The sequence below is a fragment of the Pseudomonas taetrolens genome (genome assembly GCF_900475285.1).
Classification (GTDB): Bacteria; Pseudomonadota; Gammaproteobacteria; order Pseudomonadales; family Pseudomonadaceae; genus Aquipseudomonas; species Aquipseudomonas taetrolens.
Genome location: NZ_LS483370.1, coordinates 1,810,718 through 1,827,542, shown reverse-complemented (window position 1 = coordinate 1,827,542; position 16,825 = coordinate 1,810,718). Strand labels below are relative to the sequence as shown.

The window sequence follows — 16,825 nt, the reverse complement described above, 5'->3', positions numbered from 1 at the left end:
CGGCTACGGACCGTAGCCGTTGACGAGTGGAACGAGGCTGCGGTCTGCCGGATCAGGTACACGGGATTACGACTGCTGTGCAGCCGGACGCGGCCTCGCTCGCGGCATAGCGTAGAATCCCCACAACTCCTGACGCAGAGCCTTTGTCCATGCTTGTTTCCCTTGTCTCGAACAGTAAGCCGCTGCCACCTGAACAACCCGATGTCGTGGTGCCCTGGTGGAGTTTTACCAAGACGGTGCTGGCGGCAGCTTCTCTGACTCTGGTCCGCGATGGACTGATCGGTCTGGATGATAGCGTGAGCGAAGGCCCGTTCACTCTGCGCCAACTCCTGCGTCATCAAGCCGGGCTCGCGGATTACAGCGAGCTTGCGCATTACCACACAGCCGTATTTCAGGACGAAACACCCTGGCCGGCAGACGACATGCTGCAGCGTCTCGATGCCGCCCGGTTGCGTTACGAACCTGGGACGCACTGGCACTATTCCAATGTCGGCTACCTGTTCGTGGCCCGACTGATTCAACGGATCACCGGCCTGACACTTGAGCAAGCGCTGGCCCAGCGTGTGTTTGCACCGCTCGGCGTGACACAGGTCCGGCTCGCCCGCACCCGGGAGGATTTGAAAGGTGTGCGTCTGGGCAGCGCGCCTGCCTATGATCCGGGCTGGGTCTATCATGGCTTGCTGGTCGGCCCTCTGGCGCAGGCCACCCAGTTGCTGGATCAACTCTTGGGCGGGGCACTGCTGCCTGTTTCGCTGCTGCGCGAAATGCAGACACCGGTTCACCTCGGCGGCCCTATTCCCGGCCGGCCCTGGAACACCCCCGGTTATGCGCTGGGCCTGATGATCGGGGACGTAGACAGTGGCCTGACACTCCGCGGACACACAGGCGCCGGCCCGGGCAGCGTGCTGGCCGTTTACCGGTGTGTTGAAGGAGGCAATACGGCGACCTGCGCGGTCTTCGCTGAAAGCGATGATCAGGGCAGCGCCGAAGCACACGCGCTGGAGCACCTTTCTGCAGCCCTTGGGAGCCGCCAGTCAATCACGTAAACTCGCGTTTTTTACCACTCAGGCAAGCATTCCCATGGCTAACCACGACCTTACCTTCGTTCCGGATCCTGACCCGGAATCCATCTCTTCCGATGTCGCCGGCTCCGGTGGCCTGCTGGTTTCCACGCAAATCCCGACCCGAGCCGATGGCAGCCTGGAGCTGGGCGGGATCATCGAGCAAAGCGAATGCACGCTGCAGGCGCTCAAGGTTGCACTGGAACGTGCCGGCAGTTCCATGGATCGCGTCCTGCACCTGACCATCTACCTCACCGACATGGCGGACCGTGCGGCGTTCAATGAGGTTTACCAGCGGATGTTCGCCAAACCCTGGCCGGTTCGTGCGGCCGTTGGCGTCGCCGCCCTGGCGGTCGAAGGCATGCGTGTGGAAGTCACCGCGATGGCTGCCAAGGGCTGACAGCCAACGCGACGCTGACCTGCCTGCTGATGACATTTATCAACAGGCCATGCCCCTGCAGGGGCCCGGTTAAACTGTCAAAAAGCCATTAAGCGCGGTCAGCCCTTAAGGGCCACTTCGAGCGCTGCAATATCAATTTTGCCCATCGTCATCATGGCCTCGAATGCACGCTTGGCCACTGCTCGATCCGGATGCTTGATCGCGGCTGTCAGGGCACGCGGCGTGATTTGCCAGGACAATCCCCACTTGTCCTTGCACCAGCCGCAAACACTCTCTTGTCCGCCGTTGCCGACAATCGCATTCCATAAACGGTCGGTCTCAGCCTGGTCGTCGGTCGCGACCTGGAACGAAAAGGCTTCACTCTGTTTGAACTCGTCCCCTCCATTCAGGCCCAGACACGGGATGCCCATCACCGTGAATTCGACCGTAAGGACGTCTCCCTTCTTGCCCGAGGGGTAATCGCTTGGCGCATGGAAGATCGACCCCACCGAGCTCTCCGCAAACGTATCGGCATAGAACTTCGCAGCTTCCAGCGCACCGCCGTTGTACCAAAGGCAAATCGTGTTTTTGCTGGTCATCTTGGCTCTCCAAAATGGGTACTGGGGTATTAAGTCTAGACCCACTTCGCTACAGCGCCATTCTGAGAGCCTCTGCAAACGACATGACATCGCCTGGACAGCGATGAGAAAAACTCATTTATTTTTTGACACGTGCCGCCGCCGCATTGGCTCTTTTTATCTTCTCGCCACGCGCTTTTTTATCGTAACTGTCACGCGCTTGCATGACCCCGCCCGCAGCCTGAACCCAGTCACTGGTCGTACATCCAGACACGCACAGGACGGAGATAATCATAAACACCCAAGACAATGAGCCTTTCATCGTTCCACTCCTTATTTACCCGCTGCACCATAAACTGACAAAAAACACCGCACTGACGGCGCTACTCACAACAATTTACAAGCAATATCTGAATGGCCAGTTCCCTAGCGCTGACCGTGCTCTCCGGATGAGCGGCCCGATACTGATTCAGTGACGCCAATAAATAAGGGCCTTGCAGTTCACCGTCACTGGCAACAAAACTAGTTGCATCATCTTGAACAGCCAGCACCTGTTTATTATCCCGCGACGACAAATATGAAGTCCCTACCGTCGTGCTCGAAAATACCGTTTCAAGCCAAAACTTATTGATTGCCATCGCCGAACCAGAGAAAAGCAAAAACACATGAAACGATGCGATCACTGCAAAAACCTTGTACATGCTTCATCCTGCTCGATTATTAAAGATATACCTGCCAGACAACCAAATGGTACGCCTCACTCCTGCCACCTTTTTATCCAGTGCCCCTGCGACTTTGACAACGCTCTAATTCAATACTACGAACCTTTGCAGTTACTGTCCTGTTGAGCCGTGCGCAATCTCCAACTTCCTGAGCGCCAACTCCAACTTGGCGTGGTATTTTTTGATCAGGACCGGTGAATCGGTTTCAATGGCAGCATCGAGTTGATTGCTTCTGAGCTCTACTTCAGACTCGGCACGGGAAATTCTGTCTTCGTGTTTATCAGACACCCTGTCACTGCAGTACCGATTCACATAACTAAGCGCCGTCTCCAGGCCTGATTGTTTATGGGTGTTCCCCTCGGCGCTCGCGTGCTCGATTTTATTCATAATGGCCGCACGCTGTTCTTCGCAGGTATCACCCTGTTGAGCGTTCGCATATCCACCCATTAAAAAACACCCCACGCCTAAAAAAAGCCTGAATATTGATACGCCTCTGCTTTGCATGATTGAAACCCCTGAATGAATTACTGCCCGCAGTATACTGCCCTCACGCGCTCATACCGCACGCGGCCTTACTCGCGGGATGATTCAATCTTAAAAAATCTTACTGGCCCTTTCGCTGAGCAAATTATTGACACTCATCGATACTCAGCCAGCAAAATCAACTCTCGACTCACGTCAAGCTTGACTGATAACAGCCCTTTATGTTCTATTTGCACAAGAATTAATCAAGCTGCGCCAAGGGTATGCAAGATGCTGGACGACCGTAACACTTCAACTGAATGTACTGCGGTTAAATGCACCTATGACCATGACAAACTTCTGCTGCGCTGCCCCCCGCTGGAAGTTACACTCTCGAGCAATGAAGGACATCTATTACTGGCATTGATTGAAGGGGCAACAGACAAAGAAGATTTAATCAGTCGCGTCTGGGGTGACCGAGGACTTATTGTATCGGACAGCAGTTACTACAAGGCACTTCATACCTTAAGGCATTACCTCTCGGAAGTTGGCCTGGACAGGTCCATATTAAAAACACTCCCCAGGCGTGGCGTGGTATTGCTGTTAAAGATCGAAAAGGTCTCTGGCGAGACAAGCACTGATGACGCTCCCGCTCCCATTGAGCACGATATAAACGTTCATGAGCCCGACAATGTCAGCAGCGCACATGAAACAGTGCCCGCCCCGGTTCACCCCCCCTTTGAGTCACGCGCCCGTCAAGACTTTCATCTGGCGGACATACCGGACACACCGGCAGTCCATGCTGACATGATCAACACTTCGCCCGAGAACAGTATTCGCAGGCGCCTGCATCGAACAGCGTACGCGCTGATACTTCTCCTGGGCGCTGCGTTACCGCTCTATTATGCGTATATCACTTTTACCCAGCCCGTCGAACTTGAAGAATGGCGAGTGCTCTGGCAGTCCGGTAATACGCAACTCCATGTTGAACTGGGCGAGCAGTCGTCAAAAGATGACATCCTGGCTTCCCTGTCAGTTTTCAACGCCTCCGTGGGTACTGCAGGGGTGAATTACTATGTCAAGAAAACATTATCCGAGCTTTTGATCAGCTGCGAGAAGCCCGACAGCAAAGGAGAAGCGCTGTGCACCAACTACCTTATCATCGAACAAAAAAAGTAACCCTGCTTCTCGGCCTTGTATCAACCCTCGTTTTTGGTTCACTCATCGCGTGGCAGTCCTATACCTCTTACAAGGACACGCCCCAGGCGCCGTGCTACGCCTCCATTGACTTCGTGTATTCACCAGATAATGAGCAGCGCTGGGTCGGCAAGGGCGACATGTCCATCAACATGAAGTCGGGGGCTATTTACTTGTACTTCAGTCTGTTAGACCCTGCCAAAAATCAATCTATTTACAACCGTAGACTCGACGTGGAATTTGACCATCTGGACAGCTCCAGGTTTTTATTCAATACGTTGAACACCGTCACCTTCGAAGGTGATACCAGCGCACAGAAAGCGCCGTTTATGCGCCGCGGGCTGGAAGGTGGACTGATTACGTATTCGCGTTTCTCCGATGTCGAGTACTTCTACAACATCAACAATATACTAATGGGTGTTTGCCACGTACCGACCTAGTGATGACAAACGTTCAAGTGCCGTAAGCAGCCGCCAACCCTCGTCTTTTAATAGTCAAGGCGCCCACCGTGATCTCCCTCTGAAATTCACGCTGCACAAATAACGAAAAACACGTTAGCGCCCCTCGCCCGTACAAGCTGACGTCCTCACGTTTCGCTTTATACAGCGCCCACAACAAGCAATGGACTGCTTCCCCAATGCTCAACGAACGCTTACTTGAACAGCGTACCAGTTCAATCGCGTTCGCCAAGGCAAGACTGTACTGCGGAAACATGGTCAACGGCCGATAACTGCCACACCGACTGAGATGCGCACTTATCTGATGCACGACTTCGTTAACCTCGTGAGTTGTCATCAAACGACCTTGCCGAGACAGCACATCAAGAAAACGCAATGCATTACGAAAATCAATACACCGATTCTCATCAGACGCTTTAACGTCGACGGTCGCCCTGAACGCAAAATCTCTACCCACCATCGGTATCATATTGAGTCTGCGCATAAATAATCACCTTCTACTGACCTCAGCGTCTATATTTGCACAGCTCCTTCCTGGTTCCCCCACCTGCAACCTTATATAAACTTTCGCCCCCTTACTCTTTCTTACTTTACTTGGGAAACACGCTCGCCGGGTGTTGCTGACAATCAATACCGCCTATTATGACCCCCTGAAATTTGACCACTGCATGACGTTGTTTCCCGCCTGCACATATGCACTGACCGCTATCTTGTAGAGCTGACCCATGAATCGAGCCATTCGTTATTCCTCGAAAAAAGCGCTGCTGATCGCGCTTGTCATCGGCATGATCCCTTCGATTCTGGGAGGGGCTTTAGTGTATCTGAAGTCCAATGCCGACCTTTCCGGCTTGTCCGCCACCGCTGTCAAAGAAGCCGCCAGGCAGATCGATGTGATGCTTGAAGAAGCAGAAAATGCATCCGACATATTATTGACTCGCGCGGGACTTCCCTGCCCAGGAAACATCTCTCGACAACTACAAGAGCTGGTAGCTACTTATCGCTTTCTGCGATCAACTCATCTCGCCATTGACGACAAAATTTATTGCAGTTCCTTGCCGCCCTCCGAAGCGAGTCCAGGAACCGACCCGAACAACTATCTGCACGGGAGACTGCACCTCGGTAACCAAACACTGACGGGATCCAACAGTTCGGCACTGACCTTGCGCTCCGCCCTGAACAATGCAAGTTCTCTGGTGGAAATTGACGGTCGGCATATTCAGGATGCTCTGCACCTGATTGACAGGCATAGCAATCTGGTACTCGAGATCGGTCGCCACTGGATGAGCCAGGACGGTATCATCCATCACGCGTCGTTCGAAAATTACCCCATTGCATCGACCGCACTGTCCTCTGAAAAATACGGCTATACACTTTATGCTGCCTACCCGGCGGGAACACTGTTGACGTATATGCTCAACACCTACCTGCTGCTCCTCGTTCTATTATTGGCACTTGGCCTGTTTGCCGGCGTGTTCACCTATTGGATGTTAGGTCGCGTACTTGCACCCAGCCTCGAACTTCAACGCGCACTTTCAGCCGATGAATTCACGCCGTACCTCCAACCCGTCATTTCGTCTACCTCGGGCAAGTGTGTCGGGTGCGAAGTCCTGGCCAGGTGGTATCACCCGCAAGAGGGCAGCATATCGCCCAATAGTTTTATTCCTCTGGCTGAACAATCCAACCTCATCATCTCCATCACCAAACGGCTCATGGAAAAAACAGCGCAAGAACTTGTGCCTTATGCGTCAAAACTTGAGGCGCCCTTCCACATTGGTTTCAATATTTCCGCCAAACATTTCGAGAGTTTTGAATTGGTGGATGACTGCATTTCATTTCTCAAGTCATTCAAGCCCGGTCAAATCATTCTGGTGCTGGAACTGACGGAGCGGGAACTCATCCAGCCCACCAGGACCGCAACCCGACTCATTGAAAAGCTTCATGCCCTGGGCGTCAAAATTGCGCTCGACGATTTTGGCACAGGTCATTCCAGCCTGAATTACCTTCAGCTCTTCAAGGTTGACTACATTAAAATCGACAAGAGTTTTGTTTCAATGATCGGGGCCAATGCGTTGTCCGTTCATATACTCGATTCCATTCTGGATCTCGCACTGAAACTCGATTTGCAGGTGTTGGCTGAAGGGGTTGAAACGGAAGAACAACGTGATTACCTGGGCGCGTGCGGTGTCGATTTCATGCAAGGTTATTTCTACGCGAAACCCATGCCGGTCACTGACTTCGTGAGCAAGGCGCTTCATCATCCCCAAAAAAATCCGGCACTGCCCTGAGTCCGGGCGGCGCTACAGGCCTCACCTTGGCTGTCTGCGCCGTGCCCACGCCATCAGCCTTGAGGGTGAAAGGGATCGAGTGGCGTGTACCAGTTAACGCTGGATCCGACATACACGTGTTTTTGTTCACGAGGCGTGAAGTGCGTGTCCAGTGTGCCGAGCGCTATAGAAACCCAGCCGGAAAATTCGCCTTGCGTGCGTGACCAGAACAAGGTCGAACCACAGCGTGCGCAGAACTCGCGCAGCACTGATTCGGAGGAGGAATAGGCGGTGATGCTGTCGACGCCGCTGAGTATTCGCAGCGCGCTACGGGGGACGCTTGCATAGGACGCGAATGCCGCACCGTGACCTTTTCGACACTGGCCGCAATGGCAATGACTCACGGCTTTGGGGGCCGTGAGCAGCTCGTAACTGACCGCCTTGCAAAGGCAGCTTCCCTGATAGACCACTGTCATGCCCTCCCCCCTGAATCTGGTCGTCGTTCGACTGCGTTAATACCCCTGGACACGCGTCAGCGCTATCAATCTGCCGGGCTCGAATTCCGGGATGTTCTTTTGGTTTTTTCTTGCCTTGCTTCCAGAAACGTTCCCCAGTCCGCCATCGCATGCAGGATAGGCGACAGGGTGATCCCCAGCGAAGTAATCGTGTACTCAACCTTCGGGGGAACCTGCGCAAAAACCTCACGAGCAATAACGCCGTCCTCCTCCAGTTCACGCAGTTGCTGAGCGAGCGTTTTGGGCGATATGCGCCCCAGACATTTCGCCAGTTCACCAAATCTCTTGGTGTCCTCCAGCAGGAAATGAATGATCAGTACTTTCCATTTCCCGCCAATGACTTTCAGCGTGGTTTCGACGGGACAGCTTGCATCTTTTTTACCGGTAGCCATCGTAACTTCTCAGTACCTTTTGGGAAGTAAGTATCATACATGTGCGTACTTGTGGTTTGGACATCCGGCATCTACTTTGTAATCGATTGGTTAAGGCGCCTCACCGCATGGGTGGGGCACATCGGCGTCACCCTGCACTTACGAGGCAACTACATGGCTACTACCAATGGAATGCTGGACCCGAATGATGCCGTCATTTTGCTTATCGATCATCAGAGCGGATTGTTCAACACCGTTCGCGACGTCCCCATTCCCGATCTTCGCAACTACGTTATAGCCATCGCCAAGACCGCGACGCTGCTGAACATTCCGGTGATCACTACAGCATCCGTTCCGGACGGGCCCAACGGTCCACTGATTCCAGAAGTCCATCAGTACGCTCCTCACGCGGTGTATGTCCCACGCACGGGGCAGATTAATGCCTGGGACAATCCTTTATTTGTGAAGGAGATTGAAAAGACCGGGCGCAAAACGCTGATCATCGCCGGCACCCTGACCAGCGTGTGCATGGCCTTTCCAGCCGTAAGCGCGGTCCAGGCGGGTTACAAAGCCTATTGCGTCGTTGATGCATCAGGCAACTGGAGCAAGTTGGCAACTGACACCACTATCGCCCGAGTCACGCAGGCTGGCGCGATTCCGACCGATACCTTCGCCATCGTCGCTGAACTGATGCAAACGTGGAACCGTCCAGAAGGCTCGCGCTTCGCTCAAATCCTGGCGGACCATGTGTGCCCTGAATACAAATGCCTGATGGAAAGCTTTGGCAAGGCTCAGGCGGTGGTCAAGGATGGCCCTGAGACTCACCTCGACAAGTTTCAGTAACAGCCAGCCGGTAACCTGACCCAGGGCAGCCCGGCGGTCACTTGCTACCGGCCATTGAAAAAGCCCGCCTGCGCGGGCTTTTTCACGGTCCCCGAAAAATAAGGAGTTATTGTGTTTTTTACCACCCGCAGCGGTGTATGTGGCGCATAGAAGCGAGGGTTGAAACCAGGCAGAGCGTTGGCCTTCACGTCACTCCTTGACGGTTTTGCAAGACCTTCAGGCGTGCACGGGATCTCTTCCTCAGGCCAGTAAATAAGATCTGAACCAGCGGGATGCCCCGTCATACGTGCGAAATTATCCAGCAACGGATCTAAACGTTATCGGACTGAACCTCCTCACATTCATGGAACAATCTCCGAGTTCGCGGCGTAAAATTTTCAACCCCTCGGATGCCCCTCTGACTATGTCGACGGCAAGTAACTGCATTTGCAACGGGTCGATAGCAACCCTTCACATCTGCCAAAGAGCGCGTAGCTGATTGCTGCACCTATCATCAGTTGACTTTATCGACGGCCTTAATTTGCGTCAACTCAACTAGCTCGGCCTGCTCTTAAATTGACCATTTGTATTCAGCCTTCATTTTGACAAGCATCAGTTAGCCATTCACGAAAGGCAACGATCTTAGGCGAGTTTCTCTGCGTGTGCCGATAACAAAGAAAATGAACCTCACGCATCACTGAGTTACAGCCTTCAATTTTGTATCTAACCAAACTGCCATTTGCTAGCTCCTGCTGAGAAAACCGTACGCTTTCAAGCGCAAGGCCTAATCCATCCACGGCTGCAGCCAATGCCAGAGCACCCCGGTCGAATGAGGGGCGGTGCATGATTTCCGGAACCGCCTTTCCATGCTGGCGGAAGAAGTCGTGCCAAGAGAGTGGATTGAGTTGCGACTCAATGAGCGGAATAAAGGCAAGTTCGTTGAAGCCGATGTCTACCCTCCCCCCAAAAAGCGTCGGAGCCCCCAATGGACAGCACTCTTCCAATCCCAAACTTTGTACGCAGATATCCGAACTTTTAAATGCCGTACCGTAGGGGATGATCATGTCCAATTCGGGATGTTTGTGAAGGTCTATCGGAGTCGCGCTCGATGACATTTGCAGTGTGAACTGTGGGTATTTGGCGAAGAAGTCAGGAAGACGCGGCCCCAGCCATTTGCTCGCAAAACTGGGCGAGCAATGGACAGCGAGCTTCCCCGTATCTGCAAATGGTCGAAGCTCTGTGCAGATCTGATCAACCGCATCGAAGGCTGGCTTTATGACGCTGAACAAACGCCGGCCTTGATAATTAAGCTCAAGGTGCCTGCTGTGACGGATGAACAATGGAAAGCCAAAGTAATTTTCAAGGCTTTTAATTTGGTGGCTGACTGCAGACGGCGTTTGGTGAAGTTCGGCAGCCGCGACGCTGAAATTTCCATGTCGCGCAGCGGCTTCAAACGCTCTCAGTGCTACCAGGCTGGGTCGATTACTCATTATTCTTATCCTGTGAAATTATTTCACAACACAGTGAAATAGCATCGTTTGTCGCCGCTTGCAAGGTTTGTGAAGGTACAACCTCAATCGAGTCAATGGAGGATGCCCGCATGAATATCAGCGTTAAACAACCCGATAGCGCACTGACTAAATCCAAAAACAGAATCTCTATTTATCAGCCTGAACAAGAGGGCCTGATCTATCCAGAAGTACCTGAATTCGAAACCTATGCAGAACAACGCAAACATCTGAAAGAGCGCCTTGTTGCAGCATGCCGCGCTTTCGCCCAACAGGGTTATGACTATGGTTTTGCTGGTCACCTGACGGTTCGGGATCCTGAGTTTCCAGAGCTGTACTGGACCAACCCGATGTGCGTCCACTTCTCGCAGGTCAAGGTGTCAAATCTGATCTTGGCCGATCACAATGGAAAAATTGTTGAAGGCGACTACGCCATCAACCGTGCCGGTTTCGTACTGCATGCCAATGTCCATGAGGCCCACCCACACATCCTTGCGATGTGTCATGCCCATACCGTCTATGGCGGTGCGTGGGCCAGTACCGGTTTGCCTCTGGAGCCGATTACCCAGGACGCTGCAGCATTTTTCGAGGATCAGTTAGTAATCACTGCCGAGGCTGGTGCCGTAGCGGTCAAGACTGATTCGGGCAAATCCATCGCCTCGCTTTTCGGTAAGCACAAAGCCATCCTGCATCAAAACCACGGCCTACTTACAGCAAGTAGCCACAGTATCGAAAGCGCCGCATTTTGGTTCATTGCGCTTGAACGTTGTTGCCAACAGCAACTGATGATAGCTGCAACAGGTATCAAACCAAAACTTGTGACTGACGAGCGCGCCCGCTTCAGTCGCGAAAACGTGGGCAGTGATTACATCGGCTGGCTGCACTTCCAACCTATCTGGGGGCAACTGTTGCACACCCAGCCAGACATGCTGGATTGAAAAAGTACTGATGTGAACTGCTGAGAAAAATGACACCCCTTGCGACGTTGCAACACTCGACAAGGGGTGAGACGCGAGCCTTATAAATTTAACAATGCTTGGAGGCGTCCCCATGACTACCATTGCCGACCGTGCCCGGCCACTAACAGGAACACTGATTAATGCAGAAGACCTCATCTATAAAAAGGTGATGCTCCGACTCATTCCGTTCCTGTTCCTCTGCTATGTATGCTCCTACCTCAACCGTATCAACGTAAGTTTTGCCAAATTACAAATGGCTCAAGACCTGGCTTGGAGCGATACCGTTTATGGTCTCGGCGCAGGTATGTTTTTCATTGGCTACTTTGCCTTTGAAATTCCGAGCAACATTATCATGTACAGGGTTGGGGCCAGACGCTGGATTGCAAGGATTATGGTGACTTGGGGTTTGATCTCCGCAGCCATGATGTTCGTCAATACACCAACGCAGTTTTACGTCATGCGATTTTTATTGGGCGTAGCTGAAGCCGGGTTCTTCCCTGCCATCCTCCTTTACATCTCCCAATGGTTTCCGTCATCCAGAGGCGCCAAGGTCACCGCGCTGTTTATGGCGGCAATTCCAATGTCCGGCGTGATAGGTGCACCGCTTTCCGGTTGGATCATGCATTCCCTGAGCGGGGTACAGAACCTAGCTGGCTGGCAATGGCTATTCATACTAGAAGGAATACCGACGATTCTCGTGGGTATCTTCGCTTACTTTTATCTGACAGATAGAATCGAGGATGCACACTGGCTGGGCGAAGAGGACAGGAAAATTCTTCGCCACAATCTCGACAAGGAATCTACCGGCAAGCACCTTCACCGGATGATGGACGGGCTCAAAGATCCCAAGATATGGCTGTTGAGCTTTATCTACCTGTTCTTCACGATGGGGCTGTATGGAGTCAGCTTCTGGCTCCCAACGCTTATACAGGCTTCTGGTGTCACCGACTCTATGCATCTGGGGCTGCTCACTGCGATCCCTTATGCGTGCGCTGTGGTCACCATGATTCTAGTAGGTAGGAGCTCGGATCGTTTGAAAGAACGCCGCTGGCACCTCGCCATACCTGGAGTACTTGCAGCGGTTGGCTTCCTGATCAGTGCTTCATTTCAGTCAGATATCCTGATCAGTCTTCCTGCGTTGTGCCTGGCCACAATGGGTGTCATGACCACTATCTCGCAATTCTGGACATTGCCACCTGCAATCTTAACCGGCGCTGCAGCCGCTACGGGTATTGCATTAGCTAACTCCATAGGGAGTGCCTCGGGTTTCATCAGCCCCTTCATCATGGGCACGATCAACGCGGCAACACACAGCACAAGCGCAGGAATCATTATGCTCTCCGGCGTGCTAGTCGGCGGCTGCCTCCTTGTATTCTTCGTCCCTAAAAAACTGCTCACTTACAAATAATATCCAGAGGCCCTCTTTCAGAGGGCCTCTCATTTGCTCCTTATTCATCCGTTCACTGGCTTAGTATCTGCGCCGAAATGTAGCGGCTTAATGATTTCGGGCACTCGTGCAGGCGTGTATACCCGCCTTATCGAGGCGTCAGATGACCCCGCAATACCGTGCCCTTTCCACTGAATTCAAACGCGGGGCTACCGACTTCGTATTCAAGAAATTTTAAAACGAGGCGCAGACCCCAGAGCAGCAAAAGATTCATGAACTTGAAGTCCGAAACGCTCGTCTAGTACGAGAGCAAACGATATTAAAAACGTAACCGCACGCTTGATGTCGGAACCAGAGTTGATCAGCAACAGCCTGCCCCCTACAAAAACAACTGTCTAACAGACTGACATTCCGAACTCGTTGGATCGAGAACTCGATGACCCCGAGCCCAACAAAGTCTGCTACGTGATATCTCCTGCATCTGGGCCCAATCAGGGGAGCCGGATGCAGGCATGGTGATCAAGTCGCTGCACCTGACCTTCAAACAACGTGAAAAGCCTCAAGGGCTGCTGTTTCATTCCAATCAGGGATCGCAATAGGCCAGCTGCCAGTTTCGTCAGCGCCGGCGACGGTATCGCATACGCCAGAGCATGAGTCGCCGAGGTAATTACCACGAAAACTTGCCAATGGAACGTGTCTTACTAAGTTTGAAAAACGAGTGGACACCCTCGGCGGGCTAGATGTCGGCTCCGCAGGTCCAGCGGGGGTATCAGCCATTATTTGATGCACTGCACCGCTACAATCGCATACGGCCTCATCAACTCAATGGCGGTCTAACGCCCGCTCAGGCCGAGAAAAAATGATCATTGTGAGGAAATTAGTTGACCGCTATAACTACCAACCTTACTTGGTGAAATTCGTCATATGAAGTAGCCACAACTACGGGCTGCCTGTAAGTACTTATGACATTATCCAGACAAAAAAAAGCCCAGGCAAAAATCACGTGCCGGGGCTAACGTTTATATGCAACCTGCTACGTCATTAATCACACTCCGAAAGTTCCTCCCTCAGAGCCTTCATAGCATGAACTACCAACCGCGCAACATGCAAAACTTTCATGCCCTCAGGGCTGAGCGTCGTTTTCCGGGATGACCGATCGAAGAGCGCAACACCGAAGTCAACTTCGAGTGAGTTCAGATGCTTGCTCACTGCAGGCTGGCCTATGTTCAGCTTCAACGCCGCAGCGCTGACGGTGCCGCAATCAACCGTGGCCAAAAAACTTTCCAGTTTGATCACATTCATGGCCGTACCCCTAAATCATGAATGGCATCTCGATGCGTATCTAGCGTTACAAGTCCAGGGCGATGGCGTTGAATTCGACGCCAAACATGCACCCCCTGTCTGCACCATTTTCTAACTCTTACTAAATGTAATCATGTGCGAGTTTGGCCAAACACTTGCCGCCCCCATTATCATTCAGAGATCCAGCAGCAGAGTTCCGCCTGCGGCACGAGATACACAGCACGTCAGAAAATCAGGTCTCTCGCTGTCATCAAGAATGAAATCCTGATGATCGACTACTCCTTTCAGATAGCGCACCTTGCATGTCCCGCACAAGCCCGACTGGCAAGACGTTTCCACGGAATAGCCGGCATTGTTCAGAGCCTCTGCCAGGCTTTCGCTGGGCCCTACTTCCAGTTTCTCACCGGTGCTAGCGATCTCGGCAATGAACCCCCCGACAATCGGGCACTCCTCAGTTTCCTTCTTGACCGGCGCCTTGAAATGCTCGAAGTGCACCGATCCGCTCGGCCAATGCTCTGAAGCTTCTTTACACGCCTGCATGAAGCCCCCAGGCCCACAGTAGTAAAGATCGCATTCACCCTTAGGATTTTTCAGGATCGAAGAGATGTCCAGCTTATTGCCAGGATCGCCACCATCGAAATGAAAACTGACGCTGCCAGATTTCGCCAACCCCTCGAGCTCAGCTTGAAACGCTGCGTATTCAGGCCCTTTAGCGCAGTAGTACATCTGGTATTCAATGTTTTGTGCTTCCAGTTGATGCGCCATCGACTTCATCGGCGTCACCCCAATGCCGCCAGCCAGCAGCACGACTTTGGTTGATCCTGGATGCAACTCGAAATTATTCCTGGGCACGCTGACACGAACCCGGTCACCAACCTTGATGGTTTCATGAACAGCCGCAGATCCGCCGCGACCATTTGGATCCTTCAACACGGCGATCATGTAGCGATGTCGCTCTGAAGGAGAGTTGCACAGCGAGTACTGACGAATAACGCCACCACCGACGTGAACATCAATGTGCGCGCCAGCAGTGAATGGAGGTAAATTGGAACCGTCCGCAGAGACGAACTCGTAAGAGTTTACTCCGTTCGCTTCCATCCTGATTTGTTTGACCACCAGTTCTAGATGCGTTGCGGCAGTGCTATCAACTATTGCGTTCATACCTCACCTCGGCATTGCGCTTAAAACTTCCGAGATAAAGCCCATCTCGGAAGTTGATGTGGGCCTTTTTGTTATTTTTTAAAGCTTTGCTCAAGTTGCTCTAGTCGTTCTGTGACGAATGTGGCCCGGTCTTGCCCCCTCAATTGATCCGCCTCGGTAAGAATTACCACCGTTTCTTTGGCCAGTCGACGACGGTTGGCAACCTCCTGTTCTACGGTGCCAGCGATTGGCATTTCAAAAACGTTGCCTGTGCAATAGCTATTGGGTGCCCCGTTCATTGAGCGCAACCATTCTGCGAAACCATGCGCACTTGCTGCTGGATTGGTTCCGCGAATAGCGTCACGTAGCATTTTGCGGAACGCATAAACACCCGCATCGAACTTGGTGGGATTTTCAAGTTTGTGCACAGCGATAGGTCGCTGGGAGATGATTGCCTCATAATCACCAGGCGCGTATTGGGCGTCCTTATAGATCTCACGCTCACGATGGTTCGCAGGAATTGGGGGAATATCTTCCAGCTTGTACTTACCGAAACGCTCTGGTCTGCGCATGGCAACTTGGCCTTCTAGGAAGTCGATGGTCTCGTAGCCAACCATGCTCTTGTCACCAATGCCACGCGTATCGATACCCGGCCCCATTACACGCCAGCCCATCATTTTGCTGTTCTCGTCGTCGACTGGAACAGTCCACCGGACAATGTGGAAGCGACTGAAGAGTTTTTTCGCCGAACCATCTTCGGAGGTGTACGCGTGCAAACTCAGATTGGGCAGTACCTGATGCTGGATGCGCAGGAACATCTTGTCGTCGTTTACTCGACGTGCGCCGGCACAGGCAAGGCTTCGCCCTTGGTGCACAGAAATGAATTGCATGTCCGGCGCGACTTCCATAGAGGCTGCGCCGACCTCATCAAAAGTTGTGCCCTGGAAGTTCTTGTTCACCACGTTTTTGGCCGAGTGTAAGGCGGTGGGGTGGAAATTGTCTGCAGCGTTATCCTGAACCTGCATCCAGTTGCAATGCTGGAAGTTGCTATACGGAACCAACTCATCACCCTCGGCGACAGTGAAGTTTTCCTCCCACTCAGGGAACGGTGGCTCCTCATCTGGAGGCCCCATGTACGCGAAGACCAGGCCATGCCGCTCGAACGCTTTGTACGCACCTTGTCGAATTGAGCAGGCATATTTTTCGGCCTCTTTCTCCTCACCTGCGGGGAAAGGCACGTGCAAGCAGGCTCCGTCGACGTCAAACACCATTCCGTGGTAGCAACACTTAATACCGCGCTCTTGGATAGCGCCATATTCCAATGACGCCCCGCGATGGCAGCAATGGGCATGCAAAAGACCGATCTGGCCACTGCCATCCCGGAACGCAACTAACTCTTCACCCATGATTTTCAGGAAGCGAGGGGTATCTGTCAGCTCTAGCGCCATACATACCGGATGCCAGAAGCGGCGCAGATACTCTCCCATCGGAGTACCAGGGCCAGTTTCAGTCAATTCAGGATCATGACCCGGAACGTTGTTGGTGTGGTACCCACCATAGGCGATCAGTTTCTTGGCAATGGGTGTACCGGCACCGCTCGTTTGTTTGGCTTCGTGCTGCTCTAATTTCTCGGTCATGACCATGTCTCCGTTCTTATTTTGCGTTAGAGCTCAGACTACGGAGCTCTGTATACAGATATT

General features: G+C 52.7%; 20 protein-coding genes and 1 pseudogene. 9 read left to right on the top strand and 12 right to left on the bottom strand.

Annotated features, from left to right (window positions below):
- Nucleotides 1-149 precede the first annotated feature (149 nt).
- Both DQN55_RS08575 and DQN55_RS08570 read left to right on the top strand, forming a co-directional pair.
- A complete protein-coding gene (locus DQN55_RS08575; RefSeq protein WP_048383301.1) occupies nt 150-1,046 on the top strand; it encodes a serine hydrolase domain-containing protein in 897 nt (298 codons plus the stop codon).
- Nucleotides 1,047-1,080: 34 nt separating this feature from the next.
- The gene (locus DQN55_RS08570; RefSeq protein ID WP_048383300.1) at nt 1,081-1,461 is read left to right on the top strand and encodes a RidA family protein; all 381 of its coding nucleotides are present in this window, start codon (nt 1,081-1,083) and stop codon (nt 1,459-1,461) included.
- Nucleotides 1,462-1,559: 98 nt separating this feature from the next.
- Here DQN55_RS08570 and DQN55_RS08565 read toward each other — a convergent pair whose 3' ends face one another.
- From DQN55_RS08565 to DQN55_RS08550, 4 genes are all read right to left on the bottom strand, one after another.
- Nucleotides 1,560-2,039 (bottom strand): VOC family protein, encoded by a 480-nt coding sequence (locus tag DQN55_RS08565; RefSeq protein WP_048383299.1) that lies wholly within the window; start codon nt 2,037-2,039, stop codon nt 1,560-1,562.
- Nucleotides 2,040-2,157: 118 nt separating this feature from the next.
- Nucleotides 2,158-2,340: a hypothetical protein gene (locus DQN55_RS08560; protein WP_048383298.1), complete on the bottom strand. Its 183-nt coding sequence runs from the start codon at nt 2,338-2,340 to the stop codon at nt 2,158-2,160.
- Between the two features lie 61 nt (nt 2,341-2,401).
- Nucleotides 2,402-2,719, bottom strand: a complete 318-nt coding sequence (locus DQN55_RS08555; RefSeq protein ID WP_048383297.1) for a DUF2388 domain-containing protein — start codon at nt 2,717-2,719, stop codon at nt 2,402-2,404.
- Between the two features lie 132 nt (nt 2,720-2,851).
- Nucleotides 2,852-3,244, bottom strand: a complete 393-nt coding sequence (locus DQN55_RS08550; protein WP_053070947.1) for a DUF1090 domain-containing protein — start codon at nt 3,242-3,244, stop codon at nt 2,852-2,854.
- 249 nt (nt 3,245-3,493) lie between these two features.
- On the opposite strand from DQN55_RS08550, the gene DQN55_RS08545 reads away from it, so the two are divergent.
- Complete coding sequence (locus DQN55_RS08545) at nt 3,494-4,381, top strand: winged helix-turn-helix domain-containing protein (RefSeq protein WP_048383296.1); 888 nt, start codon at nt 3,494-3,496, stop codon at nt 4,379-4,381.
- The gene (locus tag DQN55_RS08540) at nt 4,345-4,839 is read left to right on the top strand and encodes a hypothetical protein (RefSeq protein ID WP_048383295.1); all 495 of its coding nucleotides are present in this window, start codon (nt 4,345-4,347) and stop codon (nt 4,837-4,839) included. Before DQN55_RS08545 ends, DQN55_RS08540 begins: the two co-directional genes overlap by 37 nt.
- A gap of 13 nt (nt 4,840-4,852) precedes the next feature.
- Here the strand turns inward: DQN55_RS08540 and DQN55_RS08535 are convergent, their stop codons facing one another.
- Entirely contained in the window at nt 4,853-5,341 is a 489-nt protein-coding gene (locus DQN55_RS08535) for a hypothetical protein (RefSeq protein ID WP_048383294.1), read from the bottom strand.
- 241 nt (nt 5,342-5,582) lie between these two features.
- On the opposite strand from DQN55_RS08535, the gene DQN55_RS08530 reads away from it, so the two are divergent.
- Nucleotides 5,583-7,142 (top strand): EAL domain-containing protein, encoded by a 1,560-nt coding sequence (locus DQN55_RS08530; protein ID WP_048383293.1) that lies wholly within the window; start codon nt 5,583-5,585, stop codon nt 7,140-7,142.
- 53 nt (nt 7,143-7,195) lie between these two features.
- Here the strand turns inward: DQN55_RS08530 and DQN55_RS08525 are convergent, their stop codons facing one another.
- Nucleotides 7,196-7,597 carry a GFA family protein gene (locus DQN55_RS08525; protein WP_074702901.1) on the bottom strand — a complete coding sequence of 134 codons (402 nt, stop codon included), beginning with the start codon at nt 7,595-7,597 and terminating at the stop codon, nt 7,196-7,198.
- A 65-nt stretch (nt 7,598-7,662) separates the two neighbouring features.
- Nucleotides 7,663-8,028, bottom strand: coding sequence for a winged helix-turn-helix transcriptional regulator (locus DQN55_RS08520; protein WP_048383292.1), 366 nt, complete (start codon nt 8,026-8,028; stop codon nt 7,663-7,665).
- A 153-nt stretch (nt 8,029-8,181) separates the two neighbouring features.
- Between DQN55_RS08520 and DQN55_RS08515 the strand changes: the two genes are divergently transcribed.
- Nucleotides 8,182-8,850, top strand: a complete 669-nt coding sequence (locus DQN55_RS08515) for an isochorismatase family protein (RefSeq protein ID WP_048383436.1) — start codon at nt 8,182-8,184, stop codon at nt 8,848-8,850.
- Nucleotides 8,851-8,894: 44 nt separating this feature from the next.
- Here DQN55_RS08515 and DQN55_RS08510 read toward each other — a convergent pair whose 3' ends face one another.
- Both DQN55_RS08510 and DQN55_RS08505 read right to left on the bottom strand, forming a co-directional pair.
- On the bottom strand, nt 8,895-9,134 hold the full coding sequence (locus DQN55_RS08510) for a bacteriocin immunity protein (RefSeq protein WP_074702899.1): 240 nt from the start codon (nt 9,132-9,134) through the stop codon (nt 8,895-8,897).
- 285 nt (nt 9,135-9,419) lie between these two features.
- Nucleotides 9,420-10,319 (bottom strand): LysR substrate-binding domain-containing protein, encoded by a 900-nt coding sequence (locus DQN55_RS08505; RefSeq protein WP_048383291.1) that lies wholly within the window; start codon nt 10,317-10,319, stop codon nt 9,420-9,422.
- A gap of 110 nt (nt 10,320-10,429) precedes the next feature.
- Here DQN55_RS08505 and DQN55_RS08500 point away from each other — a divergent pair, with 110 nt between their 5' ends.
- The 3 genes and pseudogenes from DQN55_RS08500 to DQN55_RS22615 form a co-directional block, all read left to right on the top strand.
- Complete coding sequence (locus DQN55_RS08500; protein WP_048383290.1) at nt 10,430-11,275, top strand: class II aldolase/adducin family protein; 846 nt, start codon at nt 10,430-10,432, stop codon at nt 11,273-11,275.
- Nucleotides 11,276-11,387: 112 nt separating this feature from the next.
- Nucleotides 11,388-12,704 (top strand): MFS transporter, encoded by a 1,317-nt coding sequence (locus DQN55_RS08495; RefSeq protein WP_048383289.1) that lies wholly within the window; start codon nt 11,388-11,390, stop codon nt 12,702-12,704.
- Nucleotides 12,705-13,088: 384 nt separating this feature from the next.
- Nucleotides 13,089-13,546 (top strand): annotated as a pseudogene (locus DQN55_RS22615) (integrase core domain-containing protein); the annotation flags it as partial.
- A gap of 178 nt (nt 13,547-13,724) precedes the next feature.
- Here DQN55_RS22615 and DQN55_RS08490 read toward each other — a convergent pair.
- The 3 genes from DQN55_RS08490 to DQN55_RS08480 all read right to left on the bottom strand — a co-directional run bounded on the left by DQN55_RS08490 (nt 13,725) and on the right by DQN55_RS08480 (nt 16,762).
- Complete coding sequence (locus DQN55_RS08490) at nt 13,725-13,985, bottom strand: LysR family transcriptional regulator (RefSeq protein WP_048383288.1); 261 nt, start codon at nt 13,983-13,985, stop codon at nt 13,725-13,727.
- A gap of 174 nt (nt 13,986-14,159) precedes the next feature.
- Nucleotides 14,160-15,146 carry a PDR/VanB family oxidoreductase gene (locus tag DQN55_RS08485; protein WP_048383287.1) on the bottom strand — a complete coding sequence of 329 codons (987 nt, stop codon included), beginning with the start codon at nt 15,144-15,146 and terminating at the stop codon, nt 14,160-14,162.
- 71 nt (nt 15,147-15,217) lie between these two features.
- Nucleotides 15,218-16,762 (bottom strand): Rieske 2Fe-2S domain-containing protein, encoded by a 1,545-nt coding sequence (locus DQN55_RS08480; RefSeq protein WP_048383286.1) that lies wholly within the window; start codon nt 16,760-16,762, stop codon nt 15,218-15,220.
- Between the last annotated feature and the right edge of the window lie 63 nt (nt 16,763-16,825).

Coding starts and splice junctions, on each gene's coding strand:
- DQN55_RS08525 (WP_074702901.1), bottom strand. CDS start 7,597: ATGACAGTGGTCTATCAGGGAAGCTGCCTTTGCAAGGCGGTCAGTTAC.
- DQN55_RS08575 (WP_048383301.1), top strand. CDS start 150: ATGCTTGTTTCCCTTGTCTCGAACAGTAAGCCGCTGCCACCTGAACAA.
- DQN55_RS08560 (WP_048383298.1), bottom strand. CDS start 2,340: ATGAAAGGCTCATTGTCTTGGGTGTTTATGATTATCTCCGTCCTGTGC.
- DQN55_RS08510 (WP_074702899.1), bottom strand. CDS start 9,134: ATGACGGGGCATCCCGCTGGTTCAGATCTTATTTACTGGCCTGAGGAA.
- DQN55_RS08485 (WP_048383287.1), bottom strand. CDS start 15,146: ATGAACGCAATAGTTGATAGCACTGCCGCAACGCATCTAGAACTGGTG.
- DQN55_RS08555 (WP_048383297.1), bottom strand. CDS start 2,719: ATGTACAAGGTTTTTGCAGTGATCGCATCGTTTCATGTGTTTTTGCTT.
- DQN55_RS08550 (WP_053070947.1), bottom strand. CDS start 3,244: ATGCAAAGCAGAGGCGTATCAATATTCAGGCTTTTTTTAGGCGTGGGG.
- DQN55_RS08500 (WP_048383290.1), top strand. CDS start 10,430: ATGAATATCAGCGTTAAACAACCCGATAGCGCACTGACTAAATCCAAA.
- DQN55_RS08480 (WP_048383286.1), bottom strand. CDS start 16,762: ATGACCGAGAAATTAGAGCAGCACGAAGCCAAACAAACGAGCGGTGCC.
- DQN55_RS08515 (WP_048383436.1), top strand. CDS start 8,182: ATGGCTACTACCAATGGAATGCTGGACCCGAATGATGCCGTCATTTTG.
- DQN55_RS08530 (WP_048383293.1), top strand. CDS start 5,583: ATGAATCGAGCCATTCGTTATTCCTCGAAAAAAGCGCTGCTGATCGCG.
- DQN55_RS08565 (WP_048383299.1), bottom strand. CDS start 2,039: ATGACCAGCAAAAACACGATTTGCCTTTGGTACAACGGCGGTGCGCTG.
- DQN55_RS08545 (WP_048383296.1), top strand. CDS start 3,494: ATGCTGGACGACCGTAACACTTCAACTGAATGTACTGCGGTTAAATGC.
- DQN55_RS08570 (WP_048383300.1), top strand. CDS start 1,081: ATGGCTAACCACGACCTTACCTTCGTTCCGGATCCTGACCCGGAATCC.
- DQN55_RS08490 (WP_048383288.1), bottom strand. CDS start 13,985: ATGAATGTGATCAAACTGGAAAGTTTTTTGGCCACGGTTGATTGCGGC.
- DQN55_RS08505 (WP_048383291.1), bottom strand. CDS start 10,319: ATGAGTAATCGACCCAGCCTGGTAGCACTGAGAGCGTTTGAAGCCGCT.
- DQN55_RS08495 (WP_048383289.1), top strand. CDS start 11,388: ATGACTACCATTGCCGACCGTGCCCGGCCACTAACAGGAACACTGATT.
- DQN55_RS08520 (WP_048383292.1), bottom strand. CDS start 8,028: ATGGCTACCGGTAAAAAAGATGCAAGCTGTCCCGTCGAAACCACGCTG.
- DQN55_RS08535 (WP_048383294.1), bottom strand. CDS start 5,341: ATGCGCAGACTCAATATGATACCGATGGTGGGTAGAGATTTTGCGTTC.